The sequence below is a fragment of the Rivularia sp. UHCC 0363 genome, assembly GCF_034931125.1.
Taxonomy (GTDB): Bacteria; Cyanobacteriota; Cyanobacteriia; order Cyanobacteriales; family Nostocaceae; genus Rivularia.
Window position 1 is genome coordinate 52,698 of sequence record NZ_JAYGHM010000027.1, and the last position, 19,387, is coordinate 72,084.

Below are 19,387 nucleotides of genomic sequence, written 5' to 3' on the forward strand. Positions count from 1 at the left end.
GTTTATAAATTGGACTGAATGTGAATTAGTTGTACAAATCATCTTTAATTACGCCGATCGTCCCAAGATTAGGTTTAGGATAAGAGGCATTTTTAATTTACGGTACTGCGTAGCTCATAACTCATAACTCATAACTCATAACTCATAACTCATAACTCATAACCCTTAACTTCCTCCCCCGTTCCCCCTTGTGTTTATCAATTATCAATAAATAATTAGTAATTACCATTTATTCAGATGCATATAGCAGTCGTAGGCTTAAGCCACAAGACAGCCCCAGTAGAAGTTAGAGAGAAACTAAGCATTCCCGAACCGCAAACTGAAGGGGCGATCGCTCATCTGTTAAGCTATCCCAGTATTGAAGAAGTGACAGTTCTGAGTACTTGCAACCGCTTGGAAATTTATATTGTTACTCGGGAAAGCGAACAAGGTATCCGAGAAGTAATTCAGTTTCTCTCGGAGCATAGCAAGTTACCTGTAATGTCTTTAAGACCCCATTTATTTATGTTGCTCCATCAAGATGCTGTCATGCATTTAATGCGAGTCTCGGCTGGTTTAGATAGCTTGGTACTCGGTGAAGGACAAATTTTGGCTCAGGTAAAGACTACTCACAAAATTGGTCAGCAATATAAAGGGATTAAAACAGTTCTAAATAAATTATTTAAACAAGCTATAACCGCCGGTAAGAGGGTGCGTAGCGAAACAAGTATTGGAACTGGTGCGGTTTCTATTAGTTCCGCAGCGGTAGAACTAGCCCAAATGAAAGTACAAAATTTAGCCGCAGTTAGAGTTGCGATCGTTGGGGCTGGAAAAATGTCGCGCTTGCTAGTACAGCATTTGATTTCCAAAGGTGCGGGAGAAATTTGTATTCTAAATCGTTCTATGGCAAGAGCGGAAGAATTAGCAAAGCAGTTTACCGCTTGTACCATCCAGATTCAACCTCTGGAAGAAATGATGCTAGTAATTACCGAAAGCGATTTAGTATTTACAAGTACTTCGGCAACAGAACCAATACTTGACCGCAGCAAATTAGAATTAGTATTAGAACCCAACCGTCCTTTAATGTTGTTTGACATTTCTGTACCGCGCAACGTTCACGCAGATGTTAACGAACTAGAAAACGTACAGGCATTTAATGTAGACGACTTGAAAGCGGTAGTCGCCCAAAATCAAGAAAGTCGTCGTCAAATGGCACAGGAAGCTGTGGGTATTTTAGAACAAGAAGTAGAAGCTTTTGACATCTGGTGGCGCAGTCTCGAAACAGTTTCTACAATTAGTTCTTTACGAAACAAAATTGAAACTATCCGCGAACAAGAATTAGAGAAAGCCTTATCGAGATTGGGTTCGGAATTCGGCGAAAAACATCAAGAAGTCATCGAAGCCTTAACGCGAGGAATAGTTAACAAAATATTACACGACCCAATGGTACAGTTGAGAGCGCAGCAAGATGTCGAAGCTAGACAACACTGTATGCAAACCCTGCAAAAGTTATTTAATTTAGATGCAGAAGAGCAATTTAGTTAGATCAGGAATTGGGCATGGGGAATAATTAAGGTTAAAGGTTAAAGGTCAAAGGTCAAAGGTTAAATAACTCCTAACTCCTAATTTTTTCCTCCATCCCCCCATCCCCCCATCTCCCCATCTCCCCTTCCCCCATCCCCCCATCTCTTCTAAACTTCTGCCCATTTTCGCAGTAAATTCGCGTAGGTTTTGCTAATTAAGTCAAATTCTGCTGTTTTACCGTGTTTTTGAAACATGATTTGTTTGGCTGTATCTAGGTCAAATAAAATTTCGCGTTGGGAAGGTTCGCGAACCAAGCTTTGTACCCAACTAACTGCTGCTAAACGTTTACCTGTCTCTACTGTTTCTACTCGATGCAGGGTTGTTGAAGGATATACGATCGCTGAACCTGCTTCTAATTTGAAAGCTTGTTCCCCTAGACTTGTATCTATAACTAATTCTCCTCCTTTATAACTTGAGGGAGAATTCAGAAATAAGGTAAATGATACGTCAGAACGTATAGGTTTTTCACCTCCCATTATCGCGTTGTCGGTGTGAGAACCGTAATACATTCCTTGCGAATAACAACTGAAAATTATCGGACGGATAACTTTTGGTTTGACTGCTGCTTCAAATAGCCTGTTGCGTTTAATCGCTTCGATCGCAATAGTTTTCAATTCGCGATCGGTGTCAGTATCTCCTGATAGCTGAGTATTGTTTTTAACCGTTTTTGCAAACCATCCTGCTGTCAGCTTGCCGTCTACAAACTCGGCATCTTTAAGTTTGTCAGTAATTATATCTAGTTCTTCTGCTGTCAGAACATTTTCTATAACAAGAATCATATGTATTAAGCAGGTTGGCGTTGAAAATTGTAATTAGGACAAGGGAGTAGGGAGTAGGCAATAGGGGCAAAGTTTTGTAGCCAATTTACATTTTGTTACATAATTCGGTTTGTTTGTGCCAACTTACTTAATTGGCAATGGGATATTGGTCACAAGAAGATAGTTAAGCAGTAAGACGCGAACATTACAAAGATTTTCTCAACTCCTAACTCCTAATTCCTAACTCCTAATTTCTCTGAACCAAAATTCGGGCAAGACAAAGGCGGTTTTTCACCTTTATCTTGCCCATTGGCTCAATCTATTGAAAAATGAGGCTTATTTATTGTCAGCCCTTAACTACCTTCACCACCTTCACCACCTTCAGGGGTTTCAGTCGCAGCAGGTGTCGCTTCTGGAGTAGTTTGTTCAACTCCGGGGGTCGCTTCGGTACCTTCTCCACCTTCAGGGGCTTCATCTCCACCACAAGCGGTGACGCTAGCAGCCATACCTAATGCAAGAAATAAAGCAATTGTTTTTGAACGCATTTTCACACTCCTCACTATCATTTTTTCAAGTTATTTAGTTTATCCACGACACCCCAAAAATTTCGACGGTTGTTGAACACAAGTCGAGAATTAGTGCTTCTTTATTAGAAGCTAATTGCAAATGATTTTAACTTATATTGGTAATTATAAGCAAGAAGTTTGGATTACATAACTGGTGCTTTTAGTTGAAAGCTGTTCCAAATATGTGTTACTCCAAAGCTTTAGATGCTTTACGATATTGCTTTTTGGCTAGTAAATTAATAGTATGGGTTTTGAGTATGCCTGGAAGCTTACTGAGAATTTAATATATAAGTTAGCTTAATTTTAATCAATAAACTTAGTTTTAATGAGAATTTTTATTAAATAAATTAGTTCTTCAGGAATTATCAAACGGGATGTTTTTCTATTCCCTGTTCAAGTTAATTCAGCATAAAAAGTATGGTAAAGCTAAATAGTGTAACATTCAAGAAAGATCAAATGTGATAATTTATGGAAATTGACCAAGAAATTCATTTATTTTTAACTGTTGAAAGTTGAAGTTAAGTAAAAAAAAATACAACTAAAACTAATCGCAAACGAGTTAATTATTAATATTTAGAGATGCAATTTAGTTTTATTCCCCGAAGAAGTTATCGGATAATTTTCGGATTGTTGGGTTTTTGGCTGATGTTTGATTTAGCCTCACACCTAATAGCAGAATTTATTTGGTTCGAGAAAGTTGGGTATTTGTCAGAGTTTATATTGCGCTTAATAACGCAGTTCGGTTTGTGGACGATCGCCTTTTTCACTTCAGCGTGTTTTTTACTAGGCAATTTGATTGTAGCGAGTTCGTTTAGGCACTCGAAAGCCGGATACGAAGATCAGGAAATCGGCAGAAAATCAAAAAGAAATTTTTTCCCTTCTCCAATAGTAAAAACTTCTGCAAATCCATCTTACCTTTATGGATTACGATTACGCTGGCTGTTCCCAGCGATTTTTGGATTCACTGTTTTAGTAGCGACAATAGTACTTTTTTACAGTCAGAGAGCAATAAATGTTTGGTATCCCCAAGTCATATTACCTGGTGAATTACTGCAATTTCCCTCTTGGTTTCAGGTAATCTGGAATATAGTGCAGTTACAGCAACCTGCTATCTCCATTTTGCAATTAATTGCACTGTTGGTTTTGAGTGCTGCGATTTTTGTTGGGTACGAATTTTGGCTCAGAGCGATCGCCATATTTGTGAGTTTACTTTTAGGTTTCTTAATATCGGCACGCTGGATAAATGTTTTAGAATATTTTAACGCTACAAGTTTAAACATCAGCGAACCTTTATTTAATCGCGATATTAGTTTTTATATATTTTCGTTACCAGTTTGGGAACTGCTGCAATTTTGGTTGTTAGGACTATTTTTATTAGGTATAGCTGCGGTAGCGTTGATTTACTTACGTTCCGCTAACAGCTTGAGTGAAGGGAGATTTCCCGGTTTTACCGTCCAGCAACGGCTGCATCTCAACATTTTAGGTTGCTTGACGATGTTGGCGATCGCCTTACGTTATTGGCTGTTAAGATATCAACTTTTGTATTCTAAATTAGGGGTAAACTACGGTGCTAGCTATACAGATGTCAAAGTATTGCTACCGATTTATACCTGCTTGAGTGTTTTAGCTGTAGTTATTGCAGCCTACTTGTTACTGCGAAGTTTGACTTTATCTAAAAGAACAAAAGAGAGTTTAAGACGTACACCTTACCCGCGTCAACTAATTTATGTTTCGGGATTTTTTCTTGTAATCGCAACTGTTGCTGTCAGCGTTCTACCTACAGTAGTCCAAAAGTTAGTCGTACTGCCAAACGAAATCATCCGCGAGACACCTTACATTGAACGTACAATCAAACTTACCCGCGAAGCATTTAATTTAGACAGTATTGATGCAACTACTTTTAATCCTCAAGAGAATCTCACCGCATCTGACCTGCAAAAAAATGACTTAACTATTGCTAATATTCGCTTATGGGATACCCGTCCGCTGCTACAAAGTAACCGTCAACTACAGCAAATCCGACCTTATTATAAGTTTCCAGATGCAGATATTGACCGTTACACTCTTAAACGCAGTATTAGCTCCCAAGCTTCTTTCAAACAGCAAACTATCATCGCAGCCAGAGAATTAGATTACAACGACGTTCCCGACGCGGCGAAAACTTGGGTAAACAAGCATTTAGTTTATACTCATGGCTACGGGTTTACTCTGAGTCCGGTCAACCAAGTTGCTCCCGGTGGATTACCTTACTATTACGTTAAAGATATTGGTGTGGAAAATTCGGGGAATCAAGCTTCTTTATCCATATCTAATGCCGAAATTCGTGCCAGTATTCCGATTGCGAATCCGCGAATTTATTATGGAGAAATTGCCGATACCTATGTAATGACGGGAACCAAAACTCAAGAATTTGACTATCCCAGTGGAAATGCTAACGAATTTAATATTTATGACGGAACTGGTGGAGTTCCTATCGGTGCAACTTGGCGACGCTTGCTGTTTTCCCAGTATCTTAAAGATTGGCAGATGCTGCTGACGCGCAACTTTAAACCAGAAACTAAGGTAATTTTTCGCCGTAATATTAGAGAAAGAATCCGCACGATCGCTCCTTTTTTACGTTTTGATCGCGACCCTTACTTGGTAGCAGCCGATGGTAAAGGAACAACTATCGATGGCAAACCAACGTATCTGTATTGGATAATTGACGCTTACACTACTTCTAACCATTATCCCTATTCTGACCCAGGAAAAAATAAATTTAACTATATCCGTAACTCCGTAAAAATCGTTGTTGATGCTTATAACGGTGATGTGACTTTTTACATTGCCGACTCAACAGACCCGATTATCACTACATTGGGGGCAATTTTTCCGTCGATGTTCAAACCTCTCGATCAAATGCCCCCCACTCTTCGCAGTCATATCCGCTACCCCTCTGACTATTTCAGCATTCAGTCGGAACGGTTGCTTGCTTATCATATGACCGACCCCCAGGTATTCTACAACCGAGAAGATTTGTGGCAGATACCTTCGGAAATTTACGGTACTGAACAGCAGCCAGTTCAACCTTACTATTTAATTACAAAATTACCCACTGCTCAAAATGAAGAATTTATCTTACTACTTCCTTTTAATCCTACCCAACGACGAAATTTAATTGCTTGGCTAGCAGCGCGTTCTGATGGCAAAGAATATGGCAAATTATTACTTTACGAGTTCCCCAAGCAGGAATTAGTTTACGGACCGCAGCAAATAGAAGCTTTAATTAACCAAACTCCAGAAATCTCCGAACAAATTAGTTTATGGAATCGTGAAGGTTCGCGGGTAATTCAAGGAAATTTATTGGTAATACCGATCGAACAATCACTGCTTTACGTTGAACCGCTGTATTTGGAAGCCGAGGAAAATAGTTTGCCAACCTTAGTTCGGGTGATTGTTGCTTACAATAATCAAATCGTCATGGAAGATACTTTAGAAAAATCTCTCGCAGCTATTTTTAACGTACCTGAAATTAGAACCCCTACTTTTACCATTCCAGATGAACCGCAACAACCGCTCTTACCGCAATAAGCGGTGGAGAACATTTGTATCAGTGATAGTAAATAGGTCAATATCTATCTACAGAAATAGATAGAACTTCCTTAATACCCTTCTAGGAGGATATCGCAAATGAGAGTAACAATGTAAAAATTGTTAAGAAGGTTGTATTATATTATTCTGCACAGTTTTATACGTTGCACAAGAAATCAATTGTGTATGGCGGGCTATTAAGATTTAGTCTTGCTAAAAATCTTTAATTATTAATCTTTTAATCTTTACATTTTAAATTACTTATAAATCCGATATTTATTAGCTTCACAAATTGAGACTAATTTCCGCAAACCTACTAGTTTTTTAAGAGGTAACGTTAATTCGACGGGTAAAACGGTAGATTTCACAATTTTTATCCAGTTGATGATTTTTCAACCAAACAAATTATCATTTCTGTAAACGCAAAATATTTGACTTGACTATAATTAGCATTCTATGAATACTCATTTACATTTATGCAGTGCTTTTTGTGGTCAAACCTAGCCAATGGTAAAAAAAATTTGATTTTTTTACCAAAAGATCTCAAAATTAGTGTGTATTAAGAGCAGGTTAAAAGCCTTGTTTTTGCTACATGAAAAAATCATTAGTTTGATTTTATTTGGCTCTAATTAGATAGGAATAGAAGGTAGTTATAGCACAAAATGAAAAATGATAGATTACGAAAAATGTTGCGTTTTTTTAAAGCATTAGCAGACGAAAGTAGACTGAAAATTATTGGTATATTGGCAAGCCAGGAGTGCAGTGTAGAAGAATTGGCTGTGTTATTAGAACTCAAAGAACCCACTATTTCGCATCATTTAACCAAACTCAAGCAGCTTGAATTAGTAAGAATGCGTCCTGAAGGCAATACTCATTTTTATCAATTAGATAAAGATGTTTTGCAAACGATGACTAAAGAAGTGTTTAAGCCGGAAAAAATAGCTTGTTTTGCTGAGGACGTGAACCTTAAAACCTGGGAAGTGAAAGTATTAAACACTTATATTGAAGGGCATTTTGAAAATTCTGGATCGGTACAATACCTCAAAGAAATTCCGAGTAGCAGTAAGAAACGTTTGACAATTCTCAAGTGGGTAATAGACAAATTTGAAATGGGAGTAGAATATTCGGAGGATGCAGTAAATGAAATTCTCAACCGTTACTATCGAGATTTTGAAAGTCTAAGGAAGGAATTAATCGATAGTCGGTTACTGTTGCAGAAAGATGGCATATATTTCCGATGTTAATCCTTGAATAGATAATTTTTCGCAGATTTTAAACTTTAAATAGCAATGAGACAAGGGATAAAGTACTTTAACTACTGACTCCTATTCTCTCAGCTACTAAGTACTCGTGCAAAATAAATTAAACATTTCGTCTAGGGAAGGTTTATATAACTCATGAGTAATTATATAAATAATTTTGCGTTAGTACTTATTTCTAATTTTTAATGTAGGGAGTAGGATTAGCTCGATCGCCTATGGTAATTTTTTGTAAAGTTTATATAAGTATTGTCACTGTAGTCAGATGAAGTTCCTATAAAGGTTAAGTACTTTTATGGTAAAGAACTGATAATTTCATAAAAGCAATAAGAAGAAAAGCGGCGATTTTATCAAATTTACACAAAAATATATTCATTAAATTATTAAGTTGTTATTAGTCAGTAATTATAGGGAGTAGGGAATAGGGAGTAGTTCTAGATAAATTTTGCTTTTTAGTTAAGTAAGGAGTGTAGATTTATCGTTCTTGTAATTTCCCGACTGTAAATTTCCCGATTAACTTAGTTTGATTAAAATTCTGAATACACGAAGGTAAAAAATGTTTAAAAAAGTGGTGCTACCAACCATTGCAATCTCAGCTATAGTTTTTGCTAGCTTTGCTATGTTTTTAGCTGAATACGGTTCCGAACGAATAGAAATCAAAGTAGACAATCAAGATTTTATATATGGAGAAATCAGAGATTTTATCTCTCCTCAAATGGGAGCAGCTTTGAGTTTAACACTGGGTTTAGCAAGCATTGTAGCGATTGGAACTAGAAAATCTGTAGCAAAACGAGAGAACTTAGAAAAGCAGTTGTTGTCTATTAAAAAGGCAATATCGGATCGAGATGTTCAGATTGAAGAATTAAGAAAACATCATGGAAGCGGAGTAAAATTTTTTGATCGGATGCGTTAGTAGCAATTAATCAAGAAGACTTTGCAATTGCAAAGTCTCTACAGGATGTTTTACAATTTTGCTTTTTTAAGATACTGTTCGTAATCGTTCAAATCTTCAACTACTTTATTAGTAAGGAAATACATTCCAAACAGATTAAACAAAGCCATCGCAAAAAACGTAGCGTCTCCGAAATCAAGTACCGATTGAGGTTTTGCGATCGCACCAATAAATGTCGCACCAACGAATAATATTCTGTATACAATCAAACTCCGTTCGCTGAAGAGATATTCCCAAGCCTTTTCTGCGTAGTAGCTCCAGGAAATCATCGTCGAGAAAGCGAATAAAAATACGGAAATTGCCAGTAATATGGGGAACCAAGATATTACCGTACCAAAAGCAACAGAAGTTAGAGCCGCACCTTCACCAGCTTTTCTGATTGTTTCATATTCAGGATTATTCCAAACTCCAGTGATTACGACTACCAAAGCAGTCATATTACAGATAACTACCGTATCGATGAATGGTTCCAGAAGTCCTACTAGACCTTCTTTGATCGGTCGATCTGTTCTTGCTGCTGCGTGAGCGATCGCAGCGGAACCAACTCCGGCTTCATTGGAAAAGGTGGAACGTCTAAAACCTTGAACAATTACGCCGATAACTCCTCCTTCCACCGCTTGAGGACTAAAAGCTTGTTGAAAGATAGTTGCAAAAGCACTGGGAATCTCAGTAAAGTTAACTAACAAAATCCACAATGCAGCAGCAACATAAAGCACGCACATGACTGGTACTATAGTCCCCGCAACTTGACCGATCCGATGGATACCGCCGATAATTACCAAACCGACTAATACAGCTAAAACTAAACCGTAAACCCAAGGATATATCGGAAGGACTGCTTTAACCGCACTGTAAGACTGACTGACCTGAATCATATTTGCCGCACCAAAAGCAGCGAAGATGGTGCAAATAGAAAATAGGATTGCTAAAACATTACCTAATGGTTTTAAACCAATTTCTGCAAATCCTCTAGAAAGATAATACATCGGTCCGCCTGCAACTCTACCATCAGGCTTGATGATGCGATATTTTTGACCGAGAGTACATTCAACCATTTTACTGGACATACCCAGCAAACCACCCAGAGTCATCCACAAAGTTGCACCCGGACCACCAACGCTAATTGCGATCGCGACTCCGGCAATGTTACCAAGTCCTACAGTTGCCGATAAAGCAGTAGCTAAAGCTTGAAAGTGGGAAACTTCCCCTGGTGCGTTGGGGTCATCGTGTTTCCCGCGAACGATATCAATAGCGTGTCCGAACAGCCGGAAATTGACGAATCTGAGACGGATAGTAAAGAAAACCGCTCCAAAAATTAGCCATAAAACAATTAAGGGAAAACCACCGATGCTGAAAAATAGGACATCAAATATTCCCTTTACGAATCGACCAAAAGCGGCATCAAGGGAATTGAGCAAAGGTTCCCCAGCAGCTTCATCAGCAGCAAAAACCGCTGTCGGAATCAAACAGAATAATAAAGTTAATAGCCAACTGTGCTTAAAAAACGGCTTTCGCATTTAATTAAATTCTCCATTAATTTTTTGACTACAGCAATTGTTTATTCAGGAATACTACCTGAAGGAATATGTTTCACACAAGTTATGTCACATCAAAGCCAGTATCCGACGAGTGTTAAGTAAGCATCGGATGTATAGCCGTTCCAATTGATTTCCGGATAAAATCTTTGTTAAGGAAAATATATCAGTTAATAAATTGATCAATATATTACCCGTATCCATGTAATAGGGCGGTATAACTGTTAACTATTGCAGCGTTAATCAGAAAACTAAGGCAGTGGGAAATTTTGATACTTAATTTTTATTAACAAATATTATGAAAAATCTGCGAAATAAAATTCATCACTTAATCGAGCAATTGAATCAAGATGAACTAGAAATAACATAGCAGTCATACCTATGCCAGATGTTTGAGGAGAGCAGTTGTGTAAACAGTTAAAACTGTATAAGTTGACAAGGTATTACTAGAACCTTAGCTTAAACTTGTTTGTGACAATATCGTGACTTGAGATTTTCCTTATGGATGCTACGGCACTTTGGCAACGATACCAGAAATGGCTATATTTCCATGAAGTACTAGGTTTTTACCTAGACGTTAGCCGGATGGGCTTCGATGATGACTTCTTTGCGAAGTTACAGCCTTCATTTGACAAAGCTTTCGCGGATATGGCTGAATTGGAAAAAGGCGCGATCGCGAATCCCGATGAAGACCGGATGGTTGGACATTATTGGTTGCGAAACCCCGATTTGGCCCCAACTCCGGAAGTAACGCAAGAGATTGTTGACAATATTGAGAAAATAGAAGTATTTGTCGAGAAAATCCACACGGGTGCGATTCATCCTCCCAAAGCTCCTCGCTTCACCGATATAATCTCAATTGGGATTGGTGGTTCTGCACTCGGTCCTCAATTTGTGGCTCAAGCTTTAGCTACAGATTATCCACCTCTAGCAATTCATTTTATCGATAACAGCGACCCCGCAGGAATCGATCGCGTGTTAACTCAATTGCGGAATCGTCTTTCGAGTACGTTGGTCTTGGTGATTTCTAAATCTGGAGGAACACCGGAACCGCGTAACGCAATGATGGAAGTGAAGAAAGCTTATTCCGGACAAAATCTGGACTTCGCACAATATGCGATCGCGATTACCATGCCTGGTAGTAAGCTAAGTAAAATTGGGGAATCGGAAGGCTGGCTGGCACATTTTCCGATGTACGATTGGGTTGGAGGTCGGACTTCAGAATTGTCTGCTGTAGGGCTTGTCCCGGCAGCATTGCAGGGTATTGACATTCATCAAATGCTCGACGGTGCTAAAGAGATGGATGACGCAACTCGCGTTCCAGATGTCAAAAATAACCCTGCTGCACTACTCGCTTTGTCATGGTACTACGCTGGTAACGGACGCGGTGAAAAAGATATGGTTGTGCTTCCTTATAAAGACAGCCTGCTTTTATTCAGCCGCTATCTGCAACAGTTGGTGATGGAATCTTTAGGTAAAGAAAAAGACTTAGATGGTAACATCGTCCATCAAGGTATTGCAGTTTACGGTAATAAAGGTTCAACCGATCAACATGCATACGTCCAGCAGTTGCGTGAGGGGGTAGCGAATTTCTTCCTTACCTTCATTGAAGTTTTAGAAGATAGAAAAGGTTCCTCTTTAGAAATTGAGCCGGGAATTACATCGGGTGATTATCTCTCCGGTTTCCTTCAAGGTACTAAAAAAGCACTTTACGATAACCACCGAGATTCAATTACAGTTACTATACCCCAAGTTAATCCTCGGACTGTAGGCGCATTAATCGCTTTATACGAACGCGCTGTGGGTTTATACGCGAGCTTGATAAACGTCAACGCTTACCACCAACCGGGTGTAGAAGCAGGTAAAAAAGCAGCAGCAGTTATTTTGGAATTGCAGCAGCAAGTAGTATCTGTTCTCCAAACAGCAGAAAATCCGCTTTCTCTAGAAGAAATAGCCCAAAAAGCCGGTGCATCTGACCAGATAGAGTCAATTTACATTATATTGCGTCATTTTTATGCCAACGGACGCGGTGTAGTAGTAGAAGGTAATCTTGGACAACCGAGTAGTTTAAAATTCTCTATGGGCTAAGTTGGCTAATAGATTACATTTCAATACCATATTTTGGTAACTTTTGTTGCATTCGCAACATTTTTTTATTACTGAGCATCTTAGATTGAACTAACGATTCAATTTTTAGGATGCTTTTTTAGCACTATATTTATATGAGTAATATTAGGGGCATTGAAATCCGCTATTTGGAATCAATTAAAGGGGGGATGACTAAGTTCTTCACTCCTCAAGCCAGCAATGAAACCATGTTGGTACAGATTCCAGCCAATACAGTAGAAGATTTATTCGTACATAAATCGCAAACCGACCAATTATTAGTAGTCAAAGGTCGATTTGTGCTAGTTACTTTAATTAATAAGCAATATCAGTACATTCCATTAAGTGAAAAATACCCAGCAGTGGTGACGATTCCACCGGGAGTTCTGCATGGAGTGATTAATATTACTTTAGAACCCTGCGTAGTAGTAAATGCCGTATTGCGTCATAGAGAACCGCAAAAGCTCGATTACGTTACCCGTGGAAGACCATTTCCCTATGATTTGGAAGCAGCAGAAGCCGCGTGGAATGATTTAGACACGATAAAGCAAATGTCTTTTAAAGGTTAGTTTTTAGCTGATTTATAGAACCCATATCCGGCGCTTTGTTACCGCACGCCATTTGCTACAACGGGGGAAACCCCGCAACGCAATGGCTCTGCTACACAAGCAAAACCCCTTCGGGTTCACTAGTTTGGCGGGACGGAAACCGACACCGCCAACTAGATTCACCGCCTGCGCGGGTTTATTTAGTCAAATCTATTAATAATTATGTTAATTGATAATTGATGATTGAGAAAATTAGTAGCTAGGGTTAAGCGCACGAAGAATAATAGGTTTTAACTAGAAATTAACTACAGCGCTGTAATATCTTAATTTACCCGCAATATTGATGTTGGGTTACGACAGGATAAATAGACTTTCGTTTCAAATCTAATTTGGTTTTCCTGTATAACCCAACCTACTATTCCACCACATTAAATATGATGGGTAAAAACATTCGTAGCGTCGCACTACCATAACTCACTAGTAGTCTGGCAAATCAATGCGGAGTAGCTGAAAATTAGAAAACCAAAAATATTTTTTCTATTCCCTAGGTTGACCGACAATTTCGGGTTGGTCGAGTACTAAGTTAAATGTTGGTTTCCTTTATGTCCTGTACGAAACTGGTGTAGACATTACCTTCCAAAAACTGGGGAATATCCATAACTTTTTGATGAAAACTGATGGTTGTAGTTACTCCAGTAATCGCACACTCCCTTAAAGCTCGTTTCATGCGATGAATTGCGGTGGCACGATCGGGACCCCAAACAATTAATTTTGCGATCAGCGAGTCGTAGTAAGGAGGTATATCATAATCGGTGTAAATGTGGGAATCAATGCGAACACCAGGACCTCCAGGGGGAAGATAGCCGCTGATGCGTCCGGGACAAGGACGAAAATCGCGATCAGGGTCTTCTGCGTTGATGCGACATTCAATTGCGTGACCCCTCAACACAACTTGGTCTTGAGTCACGCTGAGTTTTTCTCCCATTGCAATGCGGATTTGTTCGACAACCAAATCAATTCCGGTAATCATTTCCGTAACCGGATGCTCAACCTGAATCCGGGTGTTCATTTCCATAAAGTAGAAATCGCCCCTATCATCCAGCAAAAATTCTACCGTACCCGCACCAGTGTAATTAATGAACTTAGCAGCATTAACTGCGGCTTCTCCCATTTTCTGCCGTAAATCTTCATTGAGTGCGGGACTTGGGGCTTCTTCTAAAAGTTTCTGATTGCGTCGCTGAATCGAACAATCGCGTTCGCCTAAATGAATTACATTACCGTAATTGTCCGCCAAAATTTGAAATTCAATATGGCGGGGTCGTTCGATAAATTTTTCTAGATATACTCCTTTGTTACCGAATGCTGCTTCCGCTTCTCCTTGTGCGGCTCGAAAAGACTTAGTAAACTCATGGGGCGATCGCACTAAACGCATTCCTCTTCCACCACCACCAGCTGTCGCTTTAATCATCACCGGATAGCCAATTTTTTCGGCGGTTTTTAATCCTTCTTCTTCAGAAGACAGCAGACCATCGCTACCTGGGACTGTGGGAACACCGGCTTTTTGCATGGTTTCCTTTGCAGTCGATTTATCTCCCATCTTGCGAATCGCTTCGGGTGACGCACCAATAAAAGCTATATGATGGTCGGCACAGATTTCAGCAAAACGAGCATTTTCCGCTAAAAAACCATAACCTGGGTGAATCGCGCTGGCATTACGTGTTAATGCTGCCGCAATAATATTAGGAATATTCAAATAACTTTTACTACTAGCAGCATCACCGATACAAACTGCTTCATCGGCAAGCTGTACGTGAAGAGCATTACGGTCGATGTTGGAATGTACTGCAACAGTCGCAATTCCCATTTCTTCGCAAGCACGGAGAACGCGAAGAGCTATTTCCCCTCGATTGGCAATTAATATTTTGTCAAAATTCATCTTTGTAATTTCTATATCATTTATGTAGATTGACATTTTCTCGCGTCAAGTCCGGAACAATACTTTCGCTTTGTTTCAAAATTTGACAAGAAACTGGACGCTTTGCTTGCAAAATCCTTGGCTATAACTACCCATAAGGCATTTTAAATAGATTGTTTGCCTAATTTGATGCAACCAGCATTAAGAAATAACTCAGCAGGTTAATAATGATACGCATCCCGACCTTGAATAATAAACACCCAGGGAACGGAACGGCAAGTCATGTCACAACCGTTCTTAAATATGACAATAGTTCTACTTCATTTCTGTCAGCCAGTTATCCCAATCTGGCAAAAACAATGCATTTCAATCATGATTTTTTCTGATATACCATCTTCTTACCATATTTATTCTCTTATGCTATAATCCATTTTTAGACAAACAATCATGCGGATGTGGCGGAATTGGTATACGCGCACGCTTGAGGGGCGTGTGGGCAATGCTCTTGCGAGTTCGAGTCTCGCCATCCGCATTTTTTAATGGCATAAGTAGGGAATAGGGCATTGGGCATGGAAATTATAAAATACGAAAAATTATGCTTTCATCCTTGGTGGTGAAAGTTTTTTGGTTTTTCAGCATTCCCTATTCCCTATTCCCCACTCCCTCTTTTATGCTTTGATAGAAATAAGTAAAGTATTGTTAAGAGCAGAGCATTGACTGCAATTACAGCGACGGATAATTTAGCCTTGCCTTACTCATGGCATAGATTAGATGCGATTTGGCAAGGTGGAGAAGAGGAAATACAGCAAGGTTTGCCTCATACTCAGTTAACACCGGCTTGGCAGCTATTGCTGTTAGGTGATGGTTCTCCTACGCGACACCTGAAATTGCTTACGGGGGAACCGACGGAAGTAGATGTGATCGATATGTCATTAATTGGCATGGATTTTGATAGCGCACCCGATTTGATTCATTTGGTGCCGGGTCCGAGACTGCGACGACAGGTTTGGTTGCGTACCGCTTCCGGTCAAGTTTTGGCTTATGCAGCTTCATGGTGGGAAGCGTCCCATGTAGATGAATATTTGCAGAATCGTTCGTTACCGATTTGGGCGAGTTTAGCGCGTCTTCGCACTGAGTTGTATCGGGATGTTCAAGGGATTTACTACGGTCATTCTGCTGCTTTGGAATTAGGATTTAATCAAAAAGGTCCTTTTTGGGGTCGTCATTATTTATTTTGGCATCACGGACAGCCTTTAACCTTGATTTATGAGGTTTTTTCACCTTATTTAACTAAATATCTGGGTTCAAGCTAACTGTAATTATATTTCTAACTTAGTTAAACTTATTCCTGATGATAAGTAGTTTTATTGAATTGCTTTTCAATTAGGCTAGTGTCTGGTTGCAATAGTAGTGCTAAACTTGCTGCGGAGGCAGATTTATAATTTTACTTACCTTGAGTAAGAGAAATAATAATATTGGTACTCTAAGCTACATTATTGATAGCTAAATATAGAGAAAACCTATTAACTGCTAATGGTGGCTTGATTGCAAAAGTACTATTGAGCTAGTGATAAAAATTATTTTGGTAATTAATAACTCTAGATATATAGAGTTATTTTGGTTAGGTTAACTAATAAAGCAATTGAAAAATTCGGTTTTATGAGGTATTGGTTTCAATGACACTCCCTGTCGTGTCTATTTCTGGTAAGAAAAAAAAGAAACCGTCTTTAGTCTTGACCCTTTCTGGGGCGGGTTTATTAATTGGTAGTGGGATAGCGGCTTACTGGCTTTTGACGGCTGGAAAACCATCGTCTAGTTTGCCTGTAGGTGCCAATATTATTCCCGAAGATGCCCTATTTACGGTTTCTCTAAGTACGGATACTAATCAGTGGGACAAACTGCGTTCTTTTGGAACCAAACAAAGCCAAGCTGCTCTAGATAAAAGTTTAGTTCAGTGGCGCGATCGCTTTCTGGCAAAGGAAGGTTTTGATTTTCAAAAAGATGTCAGTCCTTGGGTTGGAGACCAGGTAACTGTGGCAATTCTCGCTCCTCAAGAGCCGAAAACTCCACCAGAAGCAGTACCAGTACCCAGTGATGAAAAATTAGCTCCCGTCGAACAATCGATGGTGATGGTTTTACCAATTCAAGACCAAAACAAAGCTCAAACAGCTTTTGCACAACCAAAAGCCTTGAAAGGGAAATGGGTTGACCGCGAGTATGAAGGGATTACGATCAAAGAAGCTGAATCAACTTCAGGGGAAAAGTTATCTACAGCAATAATAGAAGAACGTTTTTTAATTATTGCAGATAATCCCAAAGCTACTGAAAGAACGATCAAAGCTTATAAAAGCAAAGCAACACTAGCTAATGGGGTCGGTTTTGCCAAGCATTTACCCCAAATCGCGACTTATCAACCCCTCGCTCAGTTTTACGTCAATATTCCGTCTGCGGCTCAAATCGCGGGGACAACTTCTGCTAAGACTCGCTTACCCGCGCAAGTTTTAGCACAACTGAAAAATAATCAAGGTTTAGCGGGAACTGTCAGTTTAGAATCTCAAGGACTGCGATTTAAAGGAGTATCTTGGTTAAAACCCAATAGTCAAAGAGTGCTAGCGGTAGAAAATAAAGCTACCACTATGACAACTCGTTTACCAGCATCCACCTTAATGATGTTTTCTGGTGGGAACTTACGCAGATTGTGGGCTGATTACGTTTCAACTGCTCAGAAAAATCCTCTTTCTCCAGTTAATCCAGAAGAGTTAAGAAGCGGCTTTAAAAATTTGAGTGGACTTGATTTAGACGGTGACTTGCTGAGTTGGATGGGAGGTGAATTTGCCGTATCGATTATTCCTGATGCCCCAAATAAAGACATCCCTCAAGACGTTCGAGTAGCTTTAGTATTTATGGTACAGGCTAGCGATCGCCAAAAAGCAGAAACATCTTTAAAACAGTTAGATGACGCGATGAGAACTCAGTATCAGTTTACGATCAAAGAAGAGAAAGCAGGGGAAGTTCCTGTTGTCAGATGGATTGGTCCGTCGGGAACTTTAACTGCTACTCATGGTTGGCTGGATAAAGATGTTGCTTTTTTGACTTTGGGAACACCCGTAACTGAGAAAATTCTTCCCAAACCAAAGAATATTTTAGCTAATGCCGATTCTTTTCACAAAGCATTACCCCAAGAAGTTAATCCTGTCAATGGTCAGTTTTTCTTGGACATGGAAGGTGCAGCAAAAAGCTTGTCCTTACCGGCTTTGTTTCCCCAACAACAAAATTTTTTGAACGCAATTAATTCCATCGGTGTAACAACTGCGGTAAGCGATAGTCGGACTACTCGCTATGATGTTTTGCTGGAATTGAAAAAAGGAGAGAAACCACCACAGCTTTCAAGTTCCAAGGAAAGTGAGTAGGAAAGTGAGTCCTAGAGGTGAAAATCTTAAGTGATTAGTGCCTCTTCTAAATAGGGCTTTGAAAGAAAGTAAGATAAAAAATTATAGTAATTTCATTGGGAGAACACTTTTATGGATTTAGTTGTACTCCAGAATTGGCTTGATAATGCTTCCTTCCTCGTCCTGTTTGTCACAATGTTGATTTATTGGGTAGGAGCAGCTTTTCCTAATTTACCGATTTTGGGTGGTTTAGGAACCGCTGGAATGGCGATCGCTAATTTGTGCATGGCAACTTTACTTGGTGCAAGATGGTTGGAGGGTGGATATTTCCCTTTAAGCAATTTATATGAATCTTTGTTTTTCTTGGCTTGGGGAATCACTACGGTTCATTTAATCGCTGAATACAGCAGTCGCAGCCGTTTGGTAGGTGTTGCGACTTCTCCCGTAGCGATGGGAATTAGCGCTTTTGCAGCACTAACGCTTCCTTCAGATATGCAAGTTTCGGAACCATTAGTACCCGCACTCAAATCAAACTGGTTGATGATGCACGTCAGCGTGATGATGTTGAGTTATTCGGCTTTAATGGTAGGTTCTTTAATAGCCGTAGCATTTCTGATCGTTACAAAAGGTCAACCAGTGCAGCTTCAAGGTAGTTCCGTCGGTACTGGTGGCTATCGTACTAACGGTTATCGCTTGCACAAAGCCGGTGAATTAGTTACCGAACCCCAAACATTTGCTTTTGAAAACAATGGTTTTTCTCCCGTTCAAAGCAGTAGTAATGGTAATGGTAAAACAGGTACGGCAGTTGCACGGCGTATAGAAACTCAAACATCAAGCATTGATTCAGGAGAACTGCTTTCTCCTCAAAGATTAAGTCTTGCGGAAACTTTAGATAATATTAGCTATCGGATTATTGGGTTGGGTTTTCCCCTCTTGACAATCGGCATTATTGCTGGTGCGGTTTGGGCGAATGAAGCGTGGGGTTCTTACTGGAGTTGGGACCCTAAAGAAACCTGGGCATTAATTACCTGGTTGGTGTTTGCGGCTTATCTGCACTCCCGGATTACTCGCGGTTGGCAAGGTCGTCGTCCGGCAATTTTAGCGGCTACGGGGTTTGTTGCGGTTTGGGTTTGTTATTTGGGAGTGAATTTGTTGGGTAAGGGTTTGCATTCTTATGGGTGGTTTTTTTAGATTATCCAGCGGTTGATTAATTAATCTGGCGGTTG

Annotated in this window: 13 protein-coding genes and 1 tRNA gene; 10 read left to right on the top strand and 4 right to left on the bottom strand. The window is 39.6% G+C overall.

The window, feature by feature from the left end; translation table 11 throughout:
- Nucleotides 1-237: 237 nt before the first annotated feature.
- Nucleotides 238-1,524 carry a glutamyl-tRNA reductase gene (locus tag VB797_RS16735; protein WP_323238844.1) on the top strand — a complete coding sequence of 429 codons (1,287 nt, stop codon included), beginning with the start codon at nt 238-240 and terminating at the stop codon, nt 1,522-1,524.
- Between the two features lie 146 nt (nt 1,525-1,670).
- On the opposite strand, the gene VB797_RS16740 is transcribed toward VB797_RS16735, so the two are convergent.
- Both VB797_RS16740 and VB797_RS16745 read right to left on the bottom strand, forming a co-directional pair.
- Complete coding sequence (locus tag VB797_RS16740; protein WP_323238845.1) at nt 1,671-2,342, bottom strand: Fe2+-dependent dioxygenase; 672 nt, start codon at nt 2,340-2,342, stop codon at nt 1,671-1,673.
- Between the two features lie 332 nt (nt 2,343-2,674).
- Nucleotides 2,675-2,866: a hypothetical protein gene (locus VB797_RS16745; RefSeq protein ID WP_323238846.1), complete on the bottom strand. Its 192-nt coding sequence runs from the start codon at nt 2,864-2,866 to the stop codon at nt 2,675-2,677.
- A gap of 600 nt (nt 2,867-3,466) precedes the next feature.
- On the opposite strand from VB797_RS16745, the gene VB797_RS16750 reads away from it, so the two are divergent.
- From VB797_RS16750 to VB797_RS16760, 3 genes are all read left to right on the top strand, one after another.
- The gene (locus VB797_RS16750; RefSeq protein ID WP_323238848.1) at nt 3,467-6,457 is read left to right on the top strand and encodes a UPF0182 family protein; all 2,991 of its coding nucleotides are present in this window, start codon (nt 3,467-3,469) and stop codon (nt 6,455-6,457) included.
- A 662-nt stretch (nt 6,458-7,119) separates the two neighbouring features.
- On the top strand, nt 7,120-7,701 hold the full coding sequence (locus tag VB797_RS16755) for a metalloregulator ArsR/SmtB family transcription factor (RefSeq protein WP_323238850.1): 582 nt from the start codon (nt 7,120-7,122) through the stop codon (nt 7,699-7,701).
- Between the two features lie 571 nt (nt 7,702-8,272).
- A complete protein-coding gene (locus VB797_RS16760; protein ID WP_323238851.1) occupies nt 8,273-8,629 on the top strand; it encodes a hypothetical protein in 357 nt (118 codons plus the stop codon).
- Between the two features lie 50 nt (nt 8,630-8,679).
- Here the strand turns inward: VB797_RS16760 and VB797_RS16765 are convergent, their stop codons facing one another.
- Complete coding sequence (locus VB797_RS16765; protein ID WP_323238852.1) at nt 8,680-10,185, bottom strand: alanine/glycine:cation symporter family protein; 1,506 nt, start codon at nt 10,183-10,185, stop codon at nt 8,680-8,682.
- 519 nt (nt 10,186-10,704) lie between these two features.
- Between VB797_RS16765 and VB797_RS16770 the strand changes: the two genes are divergently transcribed.
- Both VB797_RS16770 and VB797_RS16775 read left to right on the top strand, forming a co-directional pair.
- The gene (locus VB797_RS16770; RefSeq protein WP_323238853.1) at nt 10,705-12,291 is read left to right on the top strand and encodes a glucose-6-phosphate isomerase; all 1,587 of its coding nucleotides are present in this window, start codon (nt 10,705-10,707) and stop codon (nt 12,289-12,291) included.
- Nucleotides 12,292-12,425: 134 nt separating this feature from the next.
- On the top strand, nt 12,426-12,878 hold the full coding sequence (locus tag VB797_RS16775) for a dTDP-4-dehydrorhamnose 3,5-epimerase (protein ID WP_323238854.1): 453 nt from the start codon (nt 12,426-12,428) through the stop codon (nt 12,876-12,878).
- Between the two features lie 562 nt (nt 12,879-13,440).
- Here VB797_RS16775 and accC read toward each other — a convergent pair.
- The gene (gene accC / locus VB797_RS16780) at nt 13,441-14,793 is read right to left on the bottom strand and encodes an acetyl-CoA carboxylase biotin carboxylase subunit (protein ID WP_323238880.1); all 1,353 of its coding nucleotides are present in this window, start codon (nt 14,791-14,793) and stop codon (nt 13,441-13,443) included.
- Between the two features lie 428 nt (nt 14,794-15,221).
- On the opposite strand from accC, the gene VB797_RS16785 reads away from it, so the two are divergent.
- From VB797_RS16785 to ccsB, 4 genes are all read left to right on the top strand, one after another.
- A tRNA-Leu gene (locus tag VB797_RS16785) sits at nt 15,222-15,304 on the top strand.
- Between the two features lie 181 nt (nt 15,305-15,485).
- Entirely contained in the window at nt 15,486-16,085 is a 600-nt protein-coding gene (locus VB797_RS16790; protein ID WP_323238855.1) for a chorismate lyase, read from the top strand.
- Between the two features lie 363 nt (nt 16,086-16,448).
- The gene (locus VB797_RS16795) at nt 16,449-18,182 is read left to right on the top strand and encodes a DUF3352 domain-containing protein (protein WP_323238856.1); all 1,734 of its coding nucleotides are present in this window, start codon (nt 16,449-16,451) and stop codon (nt 18,180-18,182) included.
- A gap of 111 nt (nt 18,183-18,293) precedes the next feature.
- Complete coding sequence (ccsB, locus tag VB797_RS16800) at nt 18,294-19,352, top strand: c-type cytochrome biogenesis protein CcsB (protein WP_323238857.1); 1,059 nt, start codon at nt 18,294-18,296, stop codon at nt 19,350-19,352.
- Nucleotides 19,353-19,387: the final 35 nt, after the last annotated feature.